Consider the following 17,414-nt stretch of genomic DNA (forward strand, 5'->3'; position numbering starts at 1 on the left):
GAGTTTCAGGGGTTGAGCGACATGGATGTCGCGAGAGCGTCGTCGGGCCAGGGATGGCCCGTCGACGCGTGCCCCTGAAACTCCGATGGAGCGAGGGAACCCCGGCGAAGCCGGGGCCGGATGATGGGGCAAGACCTTTTGGTTCCTTTTGTGTCGTTTGACAAAAGGGACTCGCCCGAGAGGGCGAAACAAAATCTCTCAGCACACGCAGAAGCGACGCAGAAACACCGAGCAAGACGGCGGATAACGCTACGCGTTATTCGCCCTACAAGAGCATCGCGGACGGAGTCCGCTCCTACGAAAACGGTGATACCAGAGTCAGCCTGCAGGAGCGCCGTGCGATCAACTCTCGCGCAAGCGGTAACCAACCCCCGCTTCGGTAACGATGAATCGCGGGCTGGCCGGGTCATCGGCGAGCTTCTGCCGCAGGTGGCCTACGACGACGCGCAGATAGTGAGTGTCCTCGGTATGCGTCGGCCCCCAAATGTCCTTGAGCAACTGCTGCTGGGTCACCACCCGCCCAACGTGCCGCGCCAGAGTCGACAGCACCGCATACTCCTTGCGCGTCAGCGAGACTTCGGCGCCATCCAGCAGCACCCGGCGGTAGGAGAAGTCCACACTCAACGGCCCCACCGCGACCACCGCTTCCTGCGTCTCGCCACCAGCCCCCTGGCGCAGCAGCACACGGATGCGCGCGAGGAATTCCTGGATGCCGAAGGGCTTGGTCACGTAGTCGTTGGCGCCGCCGTCCAGCGCCAGCACCTTCTCGCTCTCGCTGGCACGCACCGACAGCACCAGCACCGGCACCTGCGACCACTCGCGCAGTTCACGCAGCACGTCCTGGCCGTCCTTGTCCGGCAGGCCGAGGTCGAGCACCACCAGGTCCGGGCGGCCCAGCGCGGCCTGGGCCAGGCCCTCTTCGCCGGTGCCGGCTTCGAGCACCTTGTAGCCGCCGGCGCTCAGGCTGATGCGGAGGAACTTGCGGATCTGCGGTTCGTCGTCGACGACCAGGATAGTGGCGGCGCTGGCGTTCATCGGCAGTCCGGGCTGGCTGGGGGCATCCAGCTTGAGCCTTTCAGACAGCGGCATCAAGCTGCTCCAGGTCCGGCTGCTGCTGCAGCGGCAGGTGCAGCACGAGGGTGGTGCCGCGTCCGTCGATGCCGTCCTCCACCGTGATCCGCCCGCCATGGGCGCCGACCATGCCCTGGCAGATCGCCAGGCCCAGCCCGGTGCCCTGCCCGCCCCGGTCGCCGCGCGCGGCGGTGTAGAACATGTCGAAGATCTTCTCCCGCTCGGCCAGCGGAATCCCCGGCCCCTCATCGCTCACCGAGAAGCGCAATTCGCCCTCCCCCTGCTCCACCGCCACCCGCAGGCGACCTTGGGGCGGCGAGAAACGCGCGGCGTTTTCCAGCACGTTGACCAGCGCCTGTTCGATCAGCGCGGCGTGTACGTAGAGCAATGGCAGTTCCGGTGGCACATGGGTTTCCACACGGTACGGGGCGACCACCGCGCGCAGGCGGTTGAGCGCGCTGCCGACAATATCGCCGGGCGACACCCAGTCGCGCGATAGCTTCAGGCCGCCGTGGCCGAGGCGGGTCATGTCCAGCAGGTTCTGGATATAGCGGTCCAGGCGCTCGGCTTCGTCGCGGGTGCTTTCCAGCAGTTCGCGACGGTCGTCGGGCGGAATCGCGTCGCCGAGGGCCAGCAGGCTGTCGATGGCGCCGCGCATAGAGGTCAGCGGGGTGCGCAGATCGTGGCTGACGGAGGCCAGCAGCGCGCTGCGCAATTGTTCGGTTTCGCCATGCAGGCGCGCGGCTTCGAGGTCTTCCGCGAGGCGTGCGCGGGCCAGCGCCTGCGCCAGCGGTTGACCGAGCGCTGCGAGCAGACGACGGCGCGAGCCGGGCAATGGCTGGGCATCGCGCGGGCTGACGCCCAGCAGCGCCAGTGGCCCCTCCTCGCCGGACAGTGGCCACCACCACCAACGCCCACTCGGCAAGGTGCCGGTGCCCAGTCCGGCCGGCTGGTCATGCTGCCAGGCCCAATCGGCGGCGGCGCGCTCCTGGTCGTCCAGCGGGCGACTCAAGCCGCCCTCCACTTTCCACTCGCCGTGGGCCTGGCCGAGCAGGCAGATGTCCAAGCCTGCCCAGCCGCCCAGCTGTTGCGCGGCAGCGGTCATCACCGCCTTGCGGTCGGTGGCGGCGGTCAGCTTGCGCGACAGTTCGAGCATCTGGCTGGTCTCTTCCTGGGTCTCGCGCAGCGCCTGCAGTTGCCGGCGTTGGCGGGCCGCGAGGTTGCCGGTGAGGCCGGCCATGAGCAGGAAGAACAACAGGGTCAGCACGTCCTCCTCGCGCTGGATGGCGAAGGAGAAATGCGGCGGGATGAACAGGAAGTCATAGGCCAGGAACGACAGCACCGCACAGGCCAGCGCCGGGCCCAGGCTGCTGCGCACCGCCACCAGCAGCACGGCGGCAAGGAACACCAGGGAGATGTTCGGCAGCTCCAGTACGCTCGCCACGGCCCAGGCCAGCGCGCTGGCGCCGGCGGCGGCCAGGGCGGCGAGCAGGTAGCTGCCCCAGGGCCAGGGCGACTGCGGGCGCGCCTTGGGTGGCGCGAGATCGGCCTCGCTGTCGAGCACGCTGATCTCCAGCCCGTCGCCCAGGCGCAGCAGACGCGCGGCGAGGCCACCACCGAACAGCTGGCGATACCAGCGCTGCCGCGAACGGCCGACAAGCAGCAGGGTTGCGCGGCGCTCCTTGGCATGTTCGACCAGGGTGCGCGCGACTTCGCCGCCGCGCAGTTCCACCACGTCGCCGCCCAGGCGCTCGGCCAGCTGCTGGGCGCTCTGCAACTGCATGCGCGACTCTTCGCTGCGCGCCTCGCCGGTCTCAACATGCACCAGCGACCAGGGCAGGTGCCGACGCTCGGCCACGCGGCAGGCATGACGCACCAGGCGCTCGGCGTTGCGTTCGCCGTCCACCCCGACCAGCAGTCGCCCACGCACAGCCGGGGCCTCTCCGCCCTGCTGGCGATAGCGGTGGGCCAGGTCGGCGTCGACTCGCGCCGCCGCCGTCTGCATGGTCAGCTCGCGCAGGGCGGTGAGGTTGGTCTGGCTGAAGAAGGCGTCGATGGCGGCGCGGGCCTGCTCGGGCACGTAGACCTTGCCTTCGCGCAGGCGCTCCAGCAGCTCGCGGGGCGGCAAATCCACCAGCAGCAGCTCAAAGGCCTCCTGCAGCACCCAGTCGGGCACGGTTTCGCGCACCTGCACACCGGTGATGTCGCGCACCTGATCGTTGAGGCTTTCCAGGTGCTGGACGTTGACCGTGGTGTAGACGTCGATACCCGCCGCGAGCAGCTCCTGGATGTCCTGCCAGCGCTTGGCGTGGCGGCTGCCGGGGGCGTTGCTGTGGGCCAGTTCGTCCACCAGCGCCAGCGTCGGCGGATCGGCGAGCAGGCCGTCGAGGTCCATTTCCTCCAGGGTGATGCCGCGATACACGGAGCGCTTGAGCGCCTGCTGCGGCAGGCCGGCGAGCAAGGCTTCAGTCTCGGCGCGGCCATGGGTTTCGACGACGCCGACGCGCAGCTTCACGCCCTGGCGCAGCTGGCTCTGGGCGGCCAGCAGCATGGCGTAGGTCTTGCCGACGCCCGGTGCGGCGCCGAGGAAGACCTTGAGGCGGCCACGGCCCATGGCGGGCAGGTCGGCCAGCAGGGCGTCGGCGCGGTTGGGGTCGGTCATGGGGTTATCCTTGGAGCACTCGGGGCGCTCGTTTCATGGGTGGAATGAGACTGCAAAAAAACCTCACCCCAGCCCTCTCCCAGAGGGAGAGGGAGCCGTCCTCTGCCAACGGACGGCCCGGCGTTCTTCCTGGTACCGCGGCAGTGGTCGGCACTGGCGCTGGAGTCTAGCGAGGCAGGCTGGCCAGGGCCATGTTCAGCGCAAGCACGTTGACCACGGCGGGGCCGATCAGCGGGCGCTCGGTGTTGGCTTCCACCAGTTTCTCCAGGCTCGCCGCCGGTACGCCGCGCTCCAGGGCGATACGCGGCACCTGGTACAGCGCGGCGGCGGGCGGCAGTTGCGGGTCGAGACCGCTGCCGGAGGTGGTGACCAGCGCCAGCGGCACCGGCTGGCCACCGATCTGTTGCGCGGCGGCATCCTTGGCGATGCGTTCGGCCAGCGCCGGGTTGCCGGGCGCGAGGTTGCTGGCGCTGCTGGAAACGGTGGCGAAATCGCCGGCCGACGGGCGCGAGTGGAACCACTGCGCGCCGTCGAACTTCTGCGCGATCAGCGCGGAGCCGCGCACGTTGCCCTGGTCATCGCGCACCAGGCTGCCATTGGCCTGGTCGTGGAAGGCCACCTGGGCGATGGCGGTGACGGCAAGGGGGTAGGCGATGCCGGTGATGGCGCTGAGCAGGACCAGCGAGGCGATGGCAGGACGGAGTTGGTTGAGCATTTTTCGTGTTCCTCTGTTGGGTTCGGAGCGAGGGATTACCCTCACCCCTGCCCTCTCCCAGAGGGAGAGGGAGTTATCCGGTGCATCCGGCCAGCTCAGAGTCGGCCTGTAGGAGCGAGCTTGCTCGCGAACTGTCCGAGCGCCTGAGCTGCCGGGAAATCCGTTCGCGAGCAAGCTCGCTCCTACGAAGAGCCGCTACGCCAAGCCCACGGCGACCAGGATCATGTCAATCACCTTGATCCCCACGAACGGCGCCAGCAGCCCGCCCACGCCGTAGATCAGCAGGTTGCGCCGCAGCAGCTGCGAGGCGTCGCTGGCCTGCACGCGCACGCCGCGCAGGGCCAGGGGGATCAGCGCGACGATGATCAGCGCGTTGAACACGATGGCCGAGAGGATGGCGCTCTGCGGACTGGCCAGCTTCATCAGGTTGAGCACGCCCAGCTGCGGGTAGATGCCGGCGAACAGCGCCGGGAGGATGGCGAAGTACTTGGCCACGTCGTTGGCCACCGAGAAGGTGGTCAGCGCGCCGCGGGTCACCAGCAGTTCCTTGCCCACCTGCACCACGTCCAGCAGTTTGGTCGGGTCGCTGTCCAGGTCCACCAGGTTGGCGGCCTCGCGGGCGGCCTGGGTGCCGTCGTTCATGGCCATGCCGACATCTGCCTGGGCCAGCGCCGGCGCATCGTTGGCGCCGTCGCCGCACATGGCGACCATGCGTCCCTCGCCCTGCTCCTGGCGGATGCGCGCCAGCTTCTTCTCCGGCGTGGCTTCGGCGATCACGTCGTCCACCCCGGCCTCGGCAGCGATGGCAGCGGCGGTCAGCGGGTTGTCGCCGGTCACCATCACGGTGCGGATGCCCATGCGGCGCAGTTCGGCGAAGCGCTCGCGGATGCCCGGCTTGACCACGTCCTTCAGGTGGATGGCGCCCAGCAGCTTGCCGTCGGCCACCACCAGCAGCGGAGTACCGCCGCTCTGGGCGATGCGCTCGATTTCCTTGGCGAGACTCTCGGGCATCTGTGCGCGATCCAGGCCAACGAAGGCCAGCGCGGCATCCACTGCGCCCTTGCGGTACACATGGCCGTCGAAGTCGATGCCCGACAGGCGCGTCTCGGCGCTGAAGGCAATCGGCGTCACGCGGTTGCGGTCCGGCTCCGGCAGGATGACCTGCGCGCGCAGGAACTCGACGATGGATTTACCCTCGGGTGTATCGTCGGCCAGCGAGGCGAGGAACGCGCCCTCGGCCAGCTCCAGCGGCTGCACGCCGGGGGCGGTGTGCAGCGCACTGCAGCGGCGGTTGCCAAAGGTAATGGTGCCGGTCTTGTCGAGCATCAGCACGTGCACGTCCCCCGCCGCTTCCACGGCGCGGCCGGACTTGGCGATGACGTTCAGGCGCACCAGGCGGTCCATGCCGGCGATGCCGATGGCCGAGAGCAGGCCGCCGATGGTGGTGGGGATCAGCGTCACCAGCAGCGCCACCAGGAACACCAGCGGCAGGTTGCCGCCTGCGAACAGGGCGAAGGGTTTCAGGGTGACGACCACCAGCAGGAAGATCAGCGTCAGGCCGATCAGCAGGATGTCCAGCGCCACTTCGTTGGGGGTCTTCTGCCGCTTGGCGCCTTCCACCAGGGCGATCATGCGGTCGAGGGTGGACTCGCCGGGGTTGGCGGTGATCTTCACCAGCAGCCAGTCGGAGACCAGCCGGGTATTGCCGGTCACGGCCGAGCGGTCGCCGCCGGACTCGCGGATCACCGGCGCGGATTCGCCGGTGATGGCGGCCTCGTTGACCGCCGCGACGCCTTCGATCACCTCGCCGTCGCCGGGGATCAGCTCGCCGGCTTCGACGCGCACCACGTCACCCTTGCGCAGGCTGCTGGCGGCGACCTTCTCGAAGTTGCCGCTGGCGGTGCGACGCATCGCCTGCAGGCCCTGGGTGCCGGCCTTGAGGCTGTCGGCACGGGCCTTTCCACGGCCCTCGGCGAGGGCTTCGGCGAAGTTGGCGAAGAGCACGGTGAACCACAGCCACACGGCGATCTGCACGGCGACGAAGGTGGGCACCGAGTCGCCGCCCACGGCGCAGAGCACGGTGGTCAGTACGGCGGTCAGGGCCACCACCAGCATCACCGGCGAACGTTGCAGCTGGCGCGGGTCGAGCTTGACGAAGGCCTGCACCAGCGCCGGTTTCCACAGGGCGGACAGCGCGGTGGTCGGGCGCTTCTCGGCGGCCTTCTTCAGCGCGAATTCCTGGGTTTGTGCGTTCATGACAGGGCTCCTCAGAAACCAAGCGTCAGGTGATCGGCCACCGGGCCCAGCACCAGCGTCGGCAGGAAGTTCAGGCCGCCCACCAGCAGGATGGTGGCGGTCAGCAGGCTGACGAACAGCAGGCCGTGGGTGGGGAAGCTGTTGGGGCCGACCGGCGTGGCCTTCTTCGCCGCCAGGCTGCCGGCGATCGCCAGCACCGGCAGGATGTAGCCGAAGCGGCCGATCAGCATGGCCAGGGCGATCATCAGGTTGTGGAACGGGGTGTTGGCGCCGAAGCCGGCGAACGCCGAGCCGTTGTTCGCGGTGCCCGAGGTGTAGGCGTAGAGCAACTGGCTGAAGCCGTGCGGCCCCGGATTGGTCACCGCCGACGCCGGGCCCGGCAGGCTGGCGGCAATGGCGCCAAGCACCAGCACACCCACCGGCATCACCAGCAGGATCGCCACCAGCAGGCGGACTTCCCGCGCTTCCAGCTTCTTGCCGAGGTATTCCGGGGTGCGGCCGACCATCAGCCCGGCGAGGAACACGGCGATCAGCACGAACAGCAGCATCCCGTAAAGGCCGGCGCCGACGCCGCCGAAGATCACTTCGCCGACCATCATGTTGAGCATGGCGACCATGCCCGACAGCGGGTTGAGGCTGTCATGCATGGCGTTCACCGAGCCGTTGGAAGCGGCCGTGGTGGTCACCGACCAGAGCACGCTGGCGGTGGTGCCGAAACGGCTCTCCTTGCCTTCCAGCGGAGCGACCTGCTCCACCGGCAGCGCGCTGAGCGCCGGGTTGGGCTGGTACTCGGCCCACAGCGACGCGCCCAGGCCGAGGGCGAACAACACCAGCATGCAGCCGAGGATGGCGCGGCTCTGGCGCAGGTCCTTCACGTAATGGCCGAAGGTGAACACCAGGGCGGCCGGGATCAGGATGATCGAGGCGACCTCGAACAGGTTGCTCCAGATGGTCGGGTTCTCGAACGGGTGCGCCGAGTTCACGCCGAAGAAGCCGCCGCCGTTGGTGCCCAGTTGCTTGATGGCGATCTGGCTGGCCGCCGGGCCCAGCGGGATGGTCTGGTCGGCGCCCTGTACGGTCAGCGCGTGGGCGTAATCCAGGAAGGTCTGCGGCACGCCCTGCCAGACCAGCAGCAGCGCCAGCAGCAGGCACAGCGGGATCAGGCCGTAGAGGGTGGCGCGGGTCAGGTCGACCCAGAAGTTGCCCAGGTTGTGCGTCGACTTGCGCGCGATGCCACGGGCCAGCGCCACCAGCACGGCCAGGCCGACGGCGGCGCTGACGAAGTTCTGCACGGTCAGGCCGAGCATCTGGCTCAGGTAGCTCAGCGAGGCTTCGCCGCTGTAGGACTGCCAGTTGGTGTTGGTGACGAAGCTCACCGCGGTGTTGAACGCCAGGGTCCACTCCAGGCCCGGCAGGTGCTGCGGATTGAGTGGCAGCGAGCCCTGCAGCATGAGGATGGCGAACAGCAGCGCCAGCCCGGCCAGGTTGAAGGCCAGCAGCGCGACGGTGTAGCCCTTCCAGTCCTGCTCGTCTTCGGGGTGGATGCCGCAGGCGCGGTAGATGGCCCGCTCCACCGGCAGGAACACGGGACTGAGGAAAGTGCGCTGGCCCTCCATCACCTTGTAGTAGAAACGCCCGAGGAACGGCGCCGGCACCAGCACCAGCACCAGGAAGGCGACGATCAGCAATACGTCATGGCTGTTCATGGCCACTCCTAGGAACGGTCGGCGCGCAGCAGCGCCACCAGCAGGTAAATGAACAGTGCCGTGGCCAGGACCAGGGACACTCCGTCGAGCACGCTCATGGCTTCTCTCTCCTTCTCGCGGCGCTTGCCGCCTGATGGAAATTTTCCGCAAGGACGGCGTAAAGGAGCGATTCCCGGGGTGCCGGCGAGGCATAAAGAAAGCGTAAAAACTGCTCTGGCGCGGCCCTGGCGGGTGGCCAGCGAAGCCCCCCCTCCGGAGCGGCTCGTTCCAGTGGCGGCGACACATTTGCCAGCCGTCCCGCCCATGCCCTAGGCTTTGCATCTGTAAATTCATCCGATGATTGGATGTTTCCATGCCAAACCCCATTCAGAAGCGCTCGCTGGTGGACATCGCCCTCGAGCAGATCCGCCTGCGTATCGACGACGGCAGCTGGCCGCTCGGCCAGCGCCTGCCGCCGGAACCCGAACTGGCCGAAACCCTCGGCATCAGCCGCAACACGGTGCGCGAAGCGGTGCGCGTGCTGACCTTCTCCGGCGTGCTGGAAGTGCGCCAGGGCGACGGCACTTACGTGCGCGCCTGCGCCAACCCGCTGGACACCATGCTGGTGCTGGCGCGCAGCTCGGTGGAGCAGGCGCTGGAAGCGCGCGGCATCATCGAAGTGGAAGCCAGCCGGCTGGCCGCCGAACGCCGCACCGACGCGGACATCCTCGCCCTGCATGAGGCGCTGGAAGCCTCCGCCATACGCCATGGCGGCGCGCTGGACGACTACATCGCCCACGACCTGGTGTTCCACCAGCGCGTGGTGGACAGCGCCCACAACCCGGTGCTCAGCGAGCTGTACCGCTACTTCTCCCAGGTGATCCGCGCCGGCCTGGAACGCACCATCGGCGACCCCAGCCGTCCGCAGCCGAGCTTCGAGCTGCACCGCGAGCTGCTCGACGCCATCGAACGCGGCGATGCCGACGCCGCCGCCCGCGCCAACCGCGCCCTGCTGATCTGACGTTTTCTGCCTTTTGCCGGAATACCCGCCATGTCCCTGCCCCACGATCCACGCGACGCCGAACACAAGCGCTCCTGCCCTCCGGAGGAACTGCTGGTCGACGCCGAAGCCAACGATGAACCCACGCCTCCGGCCAACCCACCGCGCCCCTGGCTGCTGCTCCTGGGCCTGGTGCTGGTGGCGCTGAACCTGCGCCCGGCGCTGTCCAGCCTCGCCCCGCTGCTCAACACCGTGCGCGACGGCACCGGGCTGTCGGCAGCCGCCGCCGGCCTGCTGACCACCCTGCCGGTACTCTGCCTGGGCCTGTTCGCGCCTCTGGCGCCGATGCTCGCCCGCCGCCTGGGCGCCGAGCGCACCGTGCTGCTGATCCTGCTCACCCTGGCTGCCGGCATCGTGCTGCGCAGCCTGTTCCCGGTAGCCGGGCTGTTCCTCGGCAGCCTGGTGGCCGGCGCCAGCATCGGCATCATCGGCGTGCTGCTGCCGGGCATCGTCAAGCGCGACTTCCCGCACATCGCCGGGACCATGACCGGCGTCTACACCATGGCGCTGTGCCTGGGCGCGGCCACCGCCGCCGGCGCCACCGTGCCGCTGGCCGGTCTGATGGGCGACAGCTGGCAACTGGCGCTGGCCTTCTGGGCGCTGCCGGCGGTACTTGCCGCGTTGGTCTGGCTACCGCAGACCCGGCAGAACCACCATGCCCACCGCGCGGTGTACAAGGTGAAGGGCCTGTGGCGCGAGCCGCTGGCATGGCAGGTCACGCTGTACATGGGGCTGCAGTCGTCGCTGGCCTACATCGTCTTCGGCTGGGTGCCGTCGATCCTTATCGACCGGGGCCTGAGCCCCACCGAAGCCGGGCTGGTGCTGTCCGGCTCGGTGATGGTGCAACTGTTCAGCGCGCTGGCCGGCCCCTGGCTGGCCACCCGCGGCAAGGACCAGCGCCTGGCGGTGGTGATCGTTATGAGCCTGACCCTGGCCGGCCTGCTCGGGCTGCTCTACGCGCCGCTGTCGGGCATCTGGGGTTGGGCGGTGGTGCTCGGTCTGGGCCAGGGTGCCACCTTCGCCATCGCGCTGGCGCTGATCGTGCTGCGCTCGCCGGACTCCCACGTCGCCTCCAGCCTCTCCGGCATGGCCCAGGGCGTGGGCTACACCCTGGCGGCCTGCGGGCCCTTCCTGGTCGGCGTGGTGCATGACGCCACCGGCGGCTGGGGCGCGACCGGGGTTATCTTCGTGGTGGTTTCGGTCGCGGCGATCGGCTTCGGCCTGGGGGCTGGGCGGGATCGGTTGGTGCGGGCGAAGAGCGAGCACGTATAGCGCTTTTCTGTAGGAGCGAGGGGGACGCCTGGTTCTTGATCACGAAGCGCACTCTGCCGGCGGTTCCGAGCGGGCCGGGGGGCTTCGCGGACAAGGTCCGCTCCTACGAAGAGCCAGTCCGGCGCACACCGGACGTTTTGGCTTTAGCTCTTGAAGACTTCCAGAGAAACCTCCGCATGCTCCGGGGCGCCCCTTCAGGAGGCCGAGTGGAATCGGAGTTTCAGGGGTTGAGCGGCATGGATGCCGCGAGAGCGTCGTCGGGCCAGGGATGGCCCGTCGACGCGTGCCCCTGAAACTTCGATGGAACGAGGGGAGTCCCGCGAAGCGGGGCCCGGATGCAGGGGCAAGACCTTTGGTTACTTTCTGTCGTTTGAGAAAGTAACTCGCCCGAGGGGGCGAAACAAAATCTCTCAGCACACGCAGAAGCGACGCAGAAACACCGAGCAAGACGGCGGATAACGCTACGCGTTATTCGCCCTACAAGAGCATCGCGGACAGAGTCCGCTCCTACGACTCCTGCCCCCAAGCGAGCCATCAAACCCTCGGCGGCGACCGATCCGAACTGTCGATCCAGGCACTGATCAGGTTGTACATCACCGCCAGCAATACCGGCCCGAGGAACAGCCCGATGAAGCCAAAGCTGAGCAACCCGCCCAACACCCCCAGCAGCACCACCACCAGCGGCAGGTTGCCGCCACGGCTGATCAGGTAGGGCTTCAAGATGTTGTCCACGCCACTGATCACGAAGAACCCCCAGATCGCCATGAACACGGCGTAGCCATAGCTCTCCTGGTAGAACAGCCAGACCGTCGCCGGCCCCCAGATCAGCGGCGGGACCATCAGCAGGCTGCAGACGAAGGTCAGCAACCCCAGCACGAAGGCCCCCGGAACGCCGGCGATGAGGAAGCCGATGGTGGCCAGCACCGCCTGCGCGGCGGCGGTGCCGATCACGCCGTTGACCACGCGCTGCACGGTGCCGGCGATGATCTCCATGTACTGCGACGCCGCATTGCCGATCAGGCGCTGCAGCATGGCATGGGCGAAAGCCTGCAGGCGCAGGCCGTCGCGGTAGAAGAAGAACATCAGCACCAGGCTCAGCACCAGCTCGAAGACCCCCGTGCCGAGCTTGGCGCTGCGCGCCAGCACCCAGTTGCCGACCTCGCCCATGTAGGGCCTGAGCGCGGAGAACATCGCCACGCCCTGCTGGTCGACCTGGTTCCACCAGCCGATCAGGCGACCGCCGACCAAGGGCACGCGCGCCATCCAGGACGGTGGCGGCGGCAGGCCGGAGACCTGCAGGTTCTTCACCAGCTCGACGCCCTCGCGCACCCGGTCCACCAGGCCGAAGCCCAGCCAGATCAGCGGCAAGGCCACCAGTACGATCCAGCAGAAGGTCAGCAGACCGGCGGCGGCGGCTTCCCGGCCACGCAGCAACTGGGTGAGCAGGCGCATCAGCGGCCAACTGGCGAAGGCCAGCACGGCGGCCCAGACAAGCGCCGACCAGAACGGCAGCAACACCCAGACGCTGGCGGCGAGCAGCACCATCAACAGCAGGCGCAGCAGCAGACGATCATTGTCGAACATCGAGACTCCAGAAAATCGAAAACGGTGAGACGCCCTGTCCAGAGCGCCAGACTTCAGCGTAGGCGAATCAGCGCAGCCAGGTCAGGTGCAGACCGTCGCTGTCATCCTTGCCCTGCTCCAGGCGCGCATCGAGCACACCCTGGGCGGTCAGCGCGGTGCGCCAGTCGCCGGCGTGCTTGCCGGCCAGCTCGACGCGCACGCCGGTGTCCAGGCGCAGGGTGCGCACCAGCAGGTCGAGCCAGGCACCGCCGGGTTGCTCCGGCACATGGCTCAGGGTCAACTCGCCATTGGCCTTGAGCAGGCGCATCAGGGTGGACGGGCTGGGCAGCAATTCGCCGAGGGCGGCGCCGCTGTCCAGCTGTTCGGCGTGCAGGTAGGCGCGGCGGTTGCCGCGGGTGATGGTGTAGACCGCCAGCAGGCTGTTCTCGTGGGGTGCGGCAAGGCGCACCAGCAGGTAGGCCTGCTGGTCGTCCGGACCAAAGAGCTTGGAGTTGCCGAACACCGAATTCGCCAGCAGGTTGCTGGAGCCGCAGTCGCGGCTTTCGCACCAGAACAGCGGCGTGGCGTCGGCCTTGAGCAGGTCCTTGCGCGCGGCGGCGAAGGCGCTCTGGCTGGAGTCCTCATCGGGCAGGCGGTAGGTTACGGCGGTCAGGTTGCCGACGGCGCGCACCTCCCCTTCCATGCGCAGGCGCCCGCTGATGCGGCTGATCGAGCCTTGCGGATAGGTCCGTTCCTGGCTGGCCGCCAGGTTGAAATCGACGATTTCCGAGCGCGGGAAGCGCGGCAGGATGTCCAGGTCGTGGCTGTCGGGCAGGTCGGCGGCGAAGCTGCCGCTGCCGGCGGCGAGCAGGCCGCCCAGCAGCAGGGCGTGCAGCCGACGTGGCATCCGGAGCCTCTGCGCGGCGGCCTGGTAAGTCCCTTTGCAGCACGGGCGCGCGGCGGTCTGGATGTCGAGCATGCACTATCTCCCTGAAACGATCCGTGCAGACTCGCGGCAGGCCCCGGTTTAGTCAAGCCGAACGGCGCTACGGGGTATTTCTCTCAGCCCTGCAGGAACGGCCGGAACACGGCGGCCACCGCCTCGGCGCCGGCCTCGTCGTCCAGGTGCAGGTGGTGCTGGCCGGGCAGTTCATGGACCTCGATGGGGCGATCCTTGAGCAGCTCGCGGGTGGCCGGCTCCACCGCCAGCAGCCCCTGCTGCGCCAGCACCAGGCTGGTCGGGCACTGGATGGCCTGGACGAATTGCCGCGCATGGGCACGGGTCAGGCGCAGCGGCGACGGCAGGGTCAGGCGCGAGTCGCTGCGCCAGGTGTAACCACCGGGCACCGGCATCAGCCCACGGGATGCCAGCAGCTCCGCCGCCTCGCGGCTGACCGCGCCGACGCCCTTCATGCGCGCCTCCACGGCGCGGTCGATCATCTCGTACACCGGTTTACGCTTGTTCGGCAGGGCCAGTTGCGCGCGCAGCGCCTCGCCCAGCTTCTGTGGCGAGGTGTCCGCCTCGCCGGTGTAGGGCACCAGGCCGTCGATCAGCGCCAGGCGCTCGATGCGCTCGGGCATGGCGCCGGCCAGCAGCACCGAGACGATGGCGCCCATGGAGTGCCCGAGCAGGGTAAAGCGCTCCCAGCCCATCTGGTCGGCCACCATCAGTACGTCCAGGGCATAGTCCCACAGCAGGTAGCTGGCACCCGGCGCGCGGTGCGCCGAGAGGCCGTGGCCGGCGAAGTCGAGGGCGAGGATGCGCAGGCCGGGGAGTTTCGGCGCCAGGCGGGCGAAGCTCATGGCGTTGTCCAGCCAGCCGTGCAGGGCGATCACCGGGCGGCCGTCTTCCGGACCGAAGAGGTGGGCGGCCAGTTCGATATGCGGCAGGTTCAGGCGGATTTCCTGGACGTGGGCGGTCATGGCAATTCCTTATTGGCTTGTGCGCTGCTGCCAGCGGGCGAATACGGTCTTGAGCAGCGCGGCGGTGTCCTGCGGGCGCTCCAGCGGGAACATGTGCCCGCCGGGCAGCGACAGGTTCTCGCCCAGCGGAACGCGGCTCACCAGCCGCGCATGATGCGGCAATACCACGCGGCTGTGGCGGCCACGCACCATGGTCAGCGGCACCGCCAACTGCTTCGGCCGGCCGGGGCTGGTGTGCGGGACGTTGCGGTAGATGCTGATCTCGGTGGCCGGGTCGAATTTCAGCCGCAGCCCCTGCGCCGTCGATTGCGCCAGCCCGTGACGCACATAGGCTTCCAGGCAGTCGCGGTCGAAGCGCTTGAACAGCGGCTTGCCGGCGAAGTACTCCAGGGCCTCGGCGAAATCACTGAAGTCTTCGCGACGGCCCAGTGTGCGCCCGGCCGGCGTGAGACGGTCGATGAAGCCGAAGCGCTTGGCGACGCGGATCACCAGTTGGTCGGCGAAGGTCAGCAGCGGCGAATCGAGCATCACCACGCCCCGGTACAGCTCCGGGCGGCGCAGCGCGGCGTGGTAATGCAGCACGCCGCCGAGGGAATGACCGACGCCCCAGACCGGCTCGTCCATCCCTTCGAGGTGATGCAGCAACTCCTCCACCAGGTTTTCCCAGTTGGCGTTCACCGGGAAGCGCGGGTCGTGGCCGTGCATGTCCAGCCGGTGAACCCGGTAATCCGGTTCCAGGGCGTCGAACAGCTTGCTGTAGGTGCCCGAGGGGAAGCCATTGGCGTGGGCGAAGAAGACCGATTGCGACATGCCGGCGAACTCAGGGAAATGACAGTCTGAATTTTCCGACAGCACCGGGAGCGCGGCAATGACCCGCGCTGCCGCGAATGATGGCAGTACGGCCAAAGTCCATGGTGCTCCGGCGGAATTGCCTTGATCCGACCTTGTGCCGGACGCTTATGGCGGATAACCGCGAACGGTTATGCGCCCTACGATGAGCCCACTGTAGGGCGGATAACGCGGCACGCGTTATCCGCCGCTTTGCCTTCAAACCCAATGCGCCGCGTGATTCACCACGCTGAACAGGATGCCGCTCGCCACCAGCAGGAACACCAGTCCGCAAGCACCATCGATCACCGGCACCGCGCGCAGCAGGCGCTGCTGCCACAGCGGCCGGGTCAATGTGATGCTGAGCAGGCTGAACCAGGCAAAGCCGGTGCCGAACAGCATTACCGCCACGGCGACCTTGCCCGGTGCGGACATGTCCGCCGGGATCAGGCTACTGAGCAACGCCAGGAAGAACACCAGCGCCTTCGGGTTGAACAGGTTGGTCGCCAGGCCGCGCAGCCAGGGGCCGAGTTTCGATTCGGCCAACTCGCCGTCAATCCGCCCTGCCCCGCCCGGCTTGGGCAGTGCGCGCAGCGCGCCGATGCCGAGCCAGCCGAGATAGGCCGCGCCCACCAGTTGCAGCGCACTGAACAGCAGCGGCGACTGGCTGAGCAGCAGCGACACGCCGGTCAGCACCAGGGTGCCGTGGACCAGGATGCCGCAGGCCAGCCCCAGGGCACTGAGCACGCCGGTGCGGCGGCCCTGGTGCAACGAGGTGCGCACCACCAGCGCGACGTCCGGGCCGGGGCTGACCAGGGCGACGGCGAACACGGCGGTGAGCATGAGCAAGACGTGAACCTCCTGCATGGCGGGATTCTCCAGTGGGAAAGCAAACGGGATTGGGTGGCGGATCAGCGCTGGCGTAGTCGCGCGGGCGGCAATCCGTAGGTGCGGCGGAACAGGCGGCTGAAGTGGGCCTGATCGTAGAAGCCCAGACTCAGGGCAATCTCCGATAACGGCTGGCCCTTGATCACCCGCGGCAATGCACGCTCCAGACGCAGCTGGGTGAGCCACTGGTGCGGTGGCAGCCCGCACTGGTGGCGGAAGCGGCGCAGCACCTGCCAGGGGCTGAGGTCGCAGAACGCGGCGATCTCTTCCAGCGTGGGCGGTGTTTCCAGGCGCGACTCCAGCCATTCGCGGATGCGCGCCCAGGTCACGGCGTCGAAGCCCTGCCCCGGCTCGCGGATGCGCAGGCTGGACGCGCGCTCCAGCAGCGCGGCCAGCGCCTGCCAGAGCTGGCCTTCCTGGGCCAGACGCTCGCCGCCCAGCAGCAGTGAGTGGGCGTGCTGGAGTTCGGCTTGCAGACGCGGGTCGCGCAGTTGCGCGGCAGTCAGGCGCGGCGCACCCTGGCGGCCATCGCTGAAGGCGCGGCAGGCGTCGTCCAGCCAGTGCGGGTCGATGGACAGCACGCGGATGCGATAGCCGTCGTCATCCTCGCTGGCACCGTCGTGGATACTCTCGGGGCTCATCAGCAGGATGTCGCCATGCCCGGCCAGCGAACGCTCACCGCGATGGGTGTAGCGCTGGCAGCCGTCCAGCATCAGCCCGACGTGGTAGTCGAGATGAAAATGCCGGGGAAAGGCGAAACGACGGTACTCGGCGTCGATGAAACGGACGCCGGGCAGGCCGCTGCTGTGATGTTCGATGCGTTCCATGGGCCTACTTTACCGGCGCTGGAACAGTGGGTCTTGGACAAAATTGCGAGCGGCAGGTTGTTCGGCGCCAGCTCCTGGCATTGGGCGAAAACATCGCGGACGGAGTCCGCTCCTACACTAAACCCCGCATCGGCGCGGATTAGCAGAGAGCGTAGGAGCGGACTCCGTCCGCGATTGGCCGAGCCCCGCACAAATCTCGCACGCCCCGCCCTGCCCAGAGCCCTCTCAGACTCAGCGCTCCAGCGGCACGATGGCCATGGTCAACCGCGAAATGCAGCTGGGCTTGCCGTCATCCCCATGCAGGCGGATCTCCCAGACATGGGTCGAGCGGCCGATGTGCACCGCTTTCGCCACCGCCGTCACCCGCCCGCTGCGCAGGCCGCGCAGGTGGTTGGCGTTCACCTCCAGGCCCACGCAGTAATACTTGCTGTTATCCAGGCACAGATAACTGGCGGTGGAGCCGACGGTTTCCGCCAGCACCACCGAAGCGCCACCATGCAGCAGGCCGTAGGGTTGATGGGTGCGTGAATCGACCACCATGCTGGCCGTGATCGAGTCGTCATCGAAGGCCTCAAAACGGATGTCGAGCACTTCACCGATGGTGTTCTTCAGGTTCGCATTGAGCGTTTCCAGATTGGGCTGATTGCGCCAGATCATTGCCGTC

General features: G+C 68.2%; 15 protein-coding genes. 2 read left to right on the plus strand and 13 right to left on the minus strand.

Annotation, left to right across the window (positions count from 1 at the left end; all coding sequences use genetic code 11):
- Positions 1-342: 342 nt before the first annotated feature.
- From ACQ5BL_RS21860 to kdpF, 6 genes are all read right to left on the minus strand, one after another.
- Entirely contained in the window at positions 343-1,035 is a 693-nt protein-coding gene (locus ACQ5BL_RS21860; RefSeq protein ID WP_243809372.1) for a response regulator, read from the minus strand.
- A gap of 40 nt (positions 1,036-1,075) precedes the next feature.
- Positions 1,076-3,733 carry a DUF4118 domain-containing protein gene (locus ACQ5BL_RS21865; protein ID WP_430293252.1) on the minus strand — a complete coding sequence of 886 codons (2,658 nt, stop codon included), beginning with the start codon at positions 3,731-3,733 and terminating at the stop codon, positions 1,076-1,078.
- 166 nt (positions 3,734-3,899) lie between these two features.
- A complete protein-coding gene (kdpC, locus tag ACQ5BL_RS21870) occupies positions 3,900-4,448 on the minus strand; it encodes a potassium-transporting ATPase subunit KdpC (RefSeq protein ID WP_430293253.1) in 549 nt (182 codons plus the stop codon).
- A gap of 195 nt (positions 4,449-4,643) precedes the next feature.
- The gene (gene kdpB, locus ACQ5BL_RS21875; RefSeq protein ID WP_430293254.1) at positions 4,644-6,704 is read right to left on the minus strand and encodes a potassium-transporting ATPase subunit KdpB; all 2,061 of its coding nucleotides are present in this window, start codon (positions 6,702-6,704) and stop codon (positions 4,644-4,646) included.
- Between the two features lie 11 nt (positions 6,705-6,715).
- Entirely contained in the window at positions 6,716-8,410 is a 1,695-nt protein-coding gene (gene kdpA / locus ACQ5BL_RS21880) for a potassium-transporting ATPase subunit KdpA (RefSeq protein WP_430293255.1), read from the minus strand.
- Between the two features lie 8 nt (positions 8,411-8,418).
- Positions 8,419-8,508: a K(+)-transporting ATPase subunit F gene (gene kdpF, locus ACQ5BL_RS21885; protein ID WP_090262021.1), complete on the minus strand. Its 90-nt coding sequence runs from the start codon at positions 8,506-8,508 to the stop codon at positions 8,419-8,421.
- Positions 8,509-8,762: 254 nt separating this feature from the next.
- Here kdpF and ACQ5BL_RS21890 point away from each other — a divergent pair, with 254 nt between their 5' ends.
- Both ACQ5BL_RS21890 and ACQ5BL_RS21895 read left to right on the plus strand, forming a co-directional pair.
- Entirely contained in the window at positions 8,763-9,410 is a 648-nt protein-coding gene (locus ACQ5BL_RS21890; RefSeq protein WP_430293256.1) for a FadR/GntR family transcriptional regulator, read from the plus strand.
- Positions 9,411-9,440: 30 nt separating this feature from the next.
- Positions 9,441-10,721: a CynX/NimT family MFS transporter gene (locus ACQ5BL_RS21895; protein WP_430293257.1), complete on the plus strand. Its 1,281-nt coding sequence runs from the start codon at positions 9,441-9,443 to the stop codon at positions 10,719-10,721.
- A 534-nt stretch (positions 10,722-11,255) separates the two neighbouring features.
- On the opposite strand, the gene ACQ5BL_RS21900 is transcribed toward ACQ5BL_RS21895, so the two are convergent.
- The 7 genes from ACQ5BL_RS21900 to ACQ5BL_RS21930 all read right to left on the minus strand — a co-directional run bounded on the left by ACQ5BL_RS21900 (position 11,256) and on the right by ACQ5BL_RS21930 (position 17,407).
- Positions 11,256-12,305, minus strand: a complete 1,050-nt coding sequence (locus ACQ5BL_RS21900; RefSeq protein WP_207888241.1) for an AI-2E family transporter — start codon at positions 12,303-12,305, stop codon at positions 11,256-11,258.
- A 67-nt stretch (positions 12,306-12,372) separates the two neighbouring features.
- Positions 12,373-13,191 (minus strand): DUF4892 domain-containing protein, encoded by an 819-nt coding sequence (locus ACQ5BL_RS21905; protein ID WP_430293269.1) that lies wholly within the window; start codon positions 13,189-13,191, stop codon positions 12,373-12,375.
- A 155-nt stretch (positions 13,192-13,346) separates the two neighbouring features.
- Entirely contained in the window at positions 13,347-14,207 is an 861-nt protein-coding gene (locus ACQ5BL_RS21910; protein ID WP_207888240.1) for an alpha/beta fold hydrolase, read from the minus strand.
- Between the two features lie 9 nt (positions 14,208-14,216).
- Complete coding sequence (locus ACQ5BL_RS21915; RefSeq protein ID WP_207888239.1) at positions 14,217-15,017, minus strand: alpha/beta fold hydrolase; 801 nt, start codon at positions 15,015-15,017, stop codon at positions 14,217-14,219.
- A 237-nt stretch (positions 15,018-15,254) separates the two neighbouring features.
- Positions 15,255-15,902, minus strand: coding sequence for a LysE family translocator (locus tag ACQ5BL_RS21920; RefSeq protein ID WP_430293258.1), 648 nt, complete (start codon positions 15,900-15,902; stop codon positions 15,255-15,257).
- Between the two features lie 44 nt (positions 15,903-15,946).
- On the minus strand, positions 15,947-16,750 hold the full coding sequence (locus ACQ5BL_RS21925) for an AraC family ligand binding domain-containing protein (protein WP_430293259.1): 804 nt from the start codon (positions 16,748-16,750) through the stop codon (positions 15,947-15,949).
- 231 nt (positions 16,751-16,981) lie between these two features.
- On the minus strand, positions 16,982-17,407 hold the full coding sequence (locus ACQ5BL_RS21930) for a hotdog fold thioesterase (protein ID WP_243809323.1): 426 nt from the start codon (positions 17,405-17,407) through the stop codon (positions 16,982-16,984).
- Positions 17,408-17,414 lie beyond the last annotated feature (7 nt).

It is taken from the genome of Pseudomonas sp. B1-22, from assembly GCF_050474425.1.
GTDB lineage: Bacteria > Pseudomonadota > Gammaproteobacteria > Pseudomonadales > Pseudomonadaceae > Pseudomonas.

What these genes read in the sequence shown, in the direction of transcription:
- ACQ5BL_RS21865 (WP_430293252.1), bottom strand. Translation starts at nt 3,733, where the DNA reads ATGACCGACCCCAACCGCGCCGACGCCCTGCTGGCCGACCTGCCCGCC.
- kdpC (WP_430293253.1), bottom strand. Translation starts at nt 4,448, where the DNA reads ATGCTCAACCAACTCCGTCCTGCCATCGCCTCGCTGGTCCTGCTCAGC.
- ACQ5BL_RS21900 (WP_207888241.1), bottom strand. Translation starts at nt 12,305, where the DNA reads ATGTTCGACAATGATCGTCTGCTGCTGCGCCTGCTGTTGATGGTGCTG.
- ACQ5BL_RS21930 (WP_243809323.1), bottom strand. Translation starts at nt 17,407, where the DNA reads ATGATCTGGCGCAATCAGCCCAATCTGGAAACGCTCAATGCGAACCTG.
- ACQ5BL_RS21915 (WP_207888239.1), bottom strand. Translation starts at nt 15,017, where the DNA reads ATGTCGCAATCGGTCTTCTTCGCCCACGCCAATGGCTTCCCCTCGGGC.
- ACQ5BL_RS21925 (WP_430293259.1), bottom strand. Translation starts at nt 16,750, where the DNA reads ATGGAACGCATCGAACATCACAGCAGCGGCCTGCCCGGCGTCCGTTTC.
- kdpA (WP_430293255.1), bottom strand. Translation starts at nt 8,410, where the DNA reads ATGAACAGCCATGACGTATTGCTGATCGTCGCCTTCCTGGTGCTGGTG.
- kdpF (WP_090262021.1), bottom strand. Translation starts at nt 8,508, where the DNA reads ATGAGCGTGCTCGACGGAGTGTCCCTGGTCCTGGCCACGGCACTGTTC.
- ACQ5BL_RS21860 (WP_243809372.1), bottom strand. Translation starts at nt 1,035, where the DNA reads ATGAACGCCAGCGCCGCCACTATCCTGGTCGTCGACGACGAACCGCAG.
- ACQ5BL_RS21920 (WP_430293258.1), bottom strand. Translation starts at nt 15,902, where the DNA reads ATGCAGGAGGTTCACGTCTTGCTCATGCTCACCGCCGTGTTCGCCGTC.
- ACQ5BL_RS21910 (WP_207888240.1), bottom strand. Translation starts at nt 14,207, where the DNA reads ATGACCGCCCACGTCCAGGAAATCCGCCTGAACCTGCCGCATATCGAA.
- ACQ5BL_RS21895 (WP_430293257.1), top strand. Translation starts at nt 9,441, where the DNA reads ATGTCCCTGCCCCACGATCCACGCGACGCCGAACACAAGCGCTCCTGC.
- ACQ5BL_RS21890 (WP_430293256.1), top strand. Translation starts at nt 8,763, where the DNA reads ATGCCAAACCCCATTCAGAAGCGCTCGCTGGTGGACATCGCCCTCGAG.
- kdpB (WP_430293254.1), bottom strand. Translation starts at nt 6,704, where the DNA reads ATGAACGCACAAACCCAGGAATTCGCGCTGAAGAAGGCCGCCGAGAAG.
- ACQ5BL_RS21905 (WP_430293269.1), bottom strand. Translation starts at nt 13,191, where the DNA reads ATGCCACGTCGGCTGCACGCCCTGCTGCTGGGCGGCCTGCTCGCCGCC.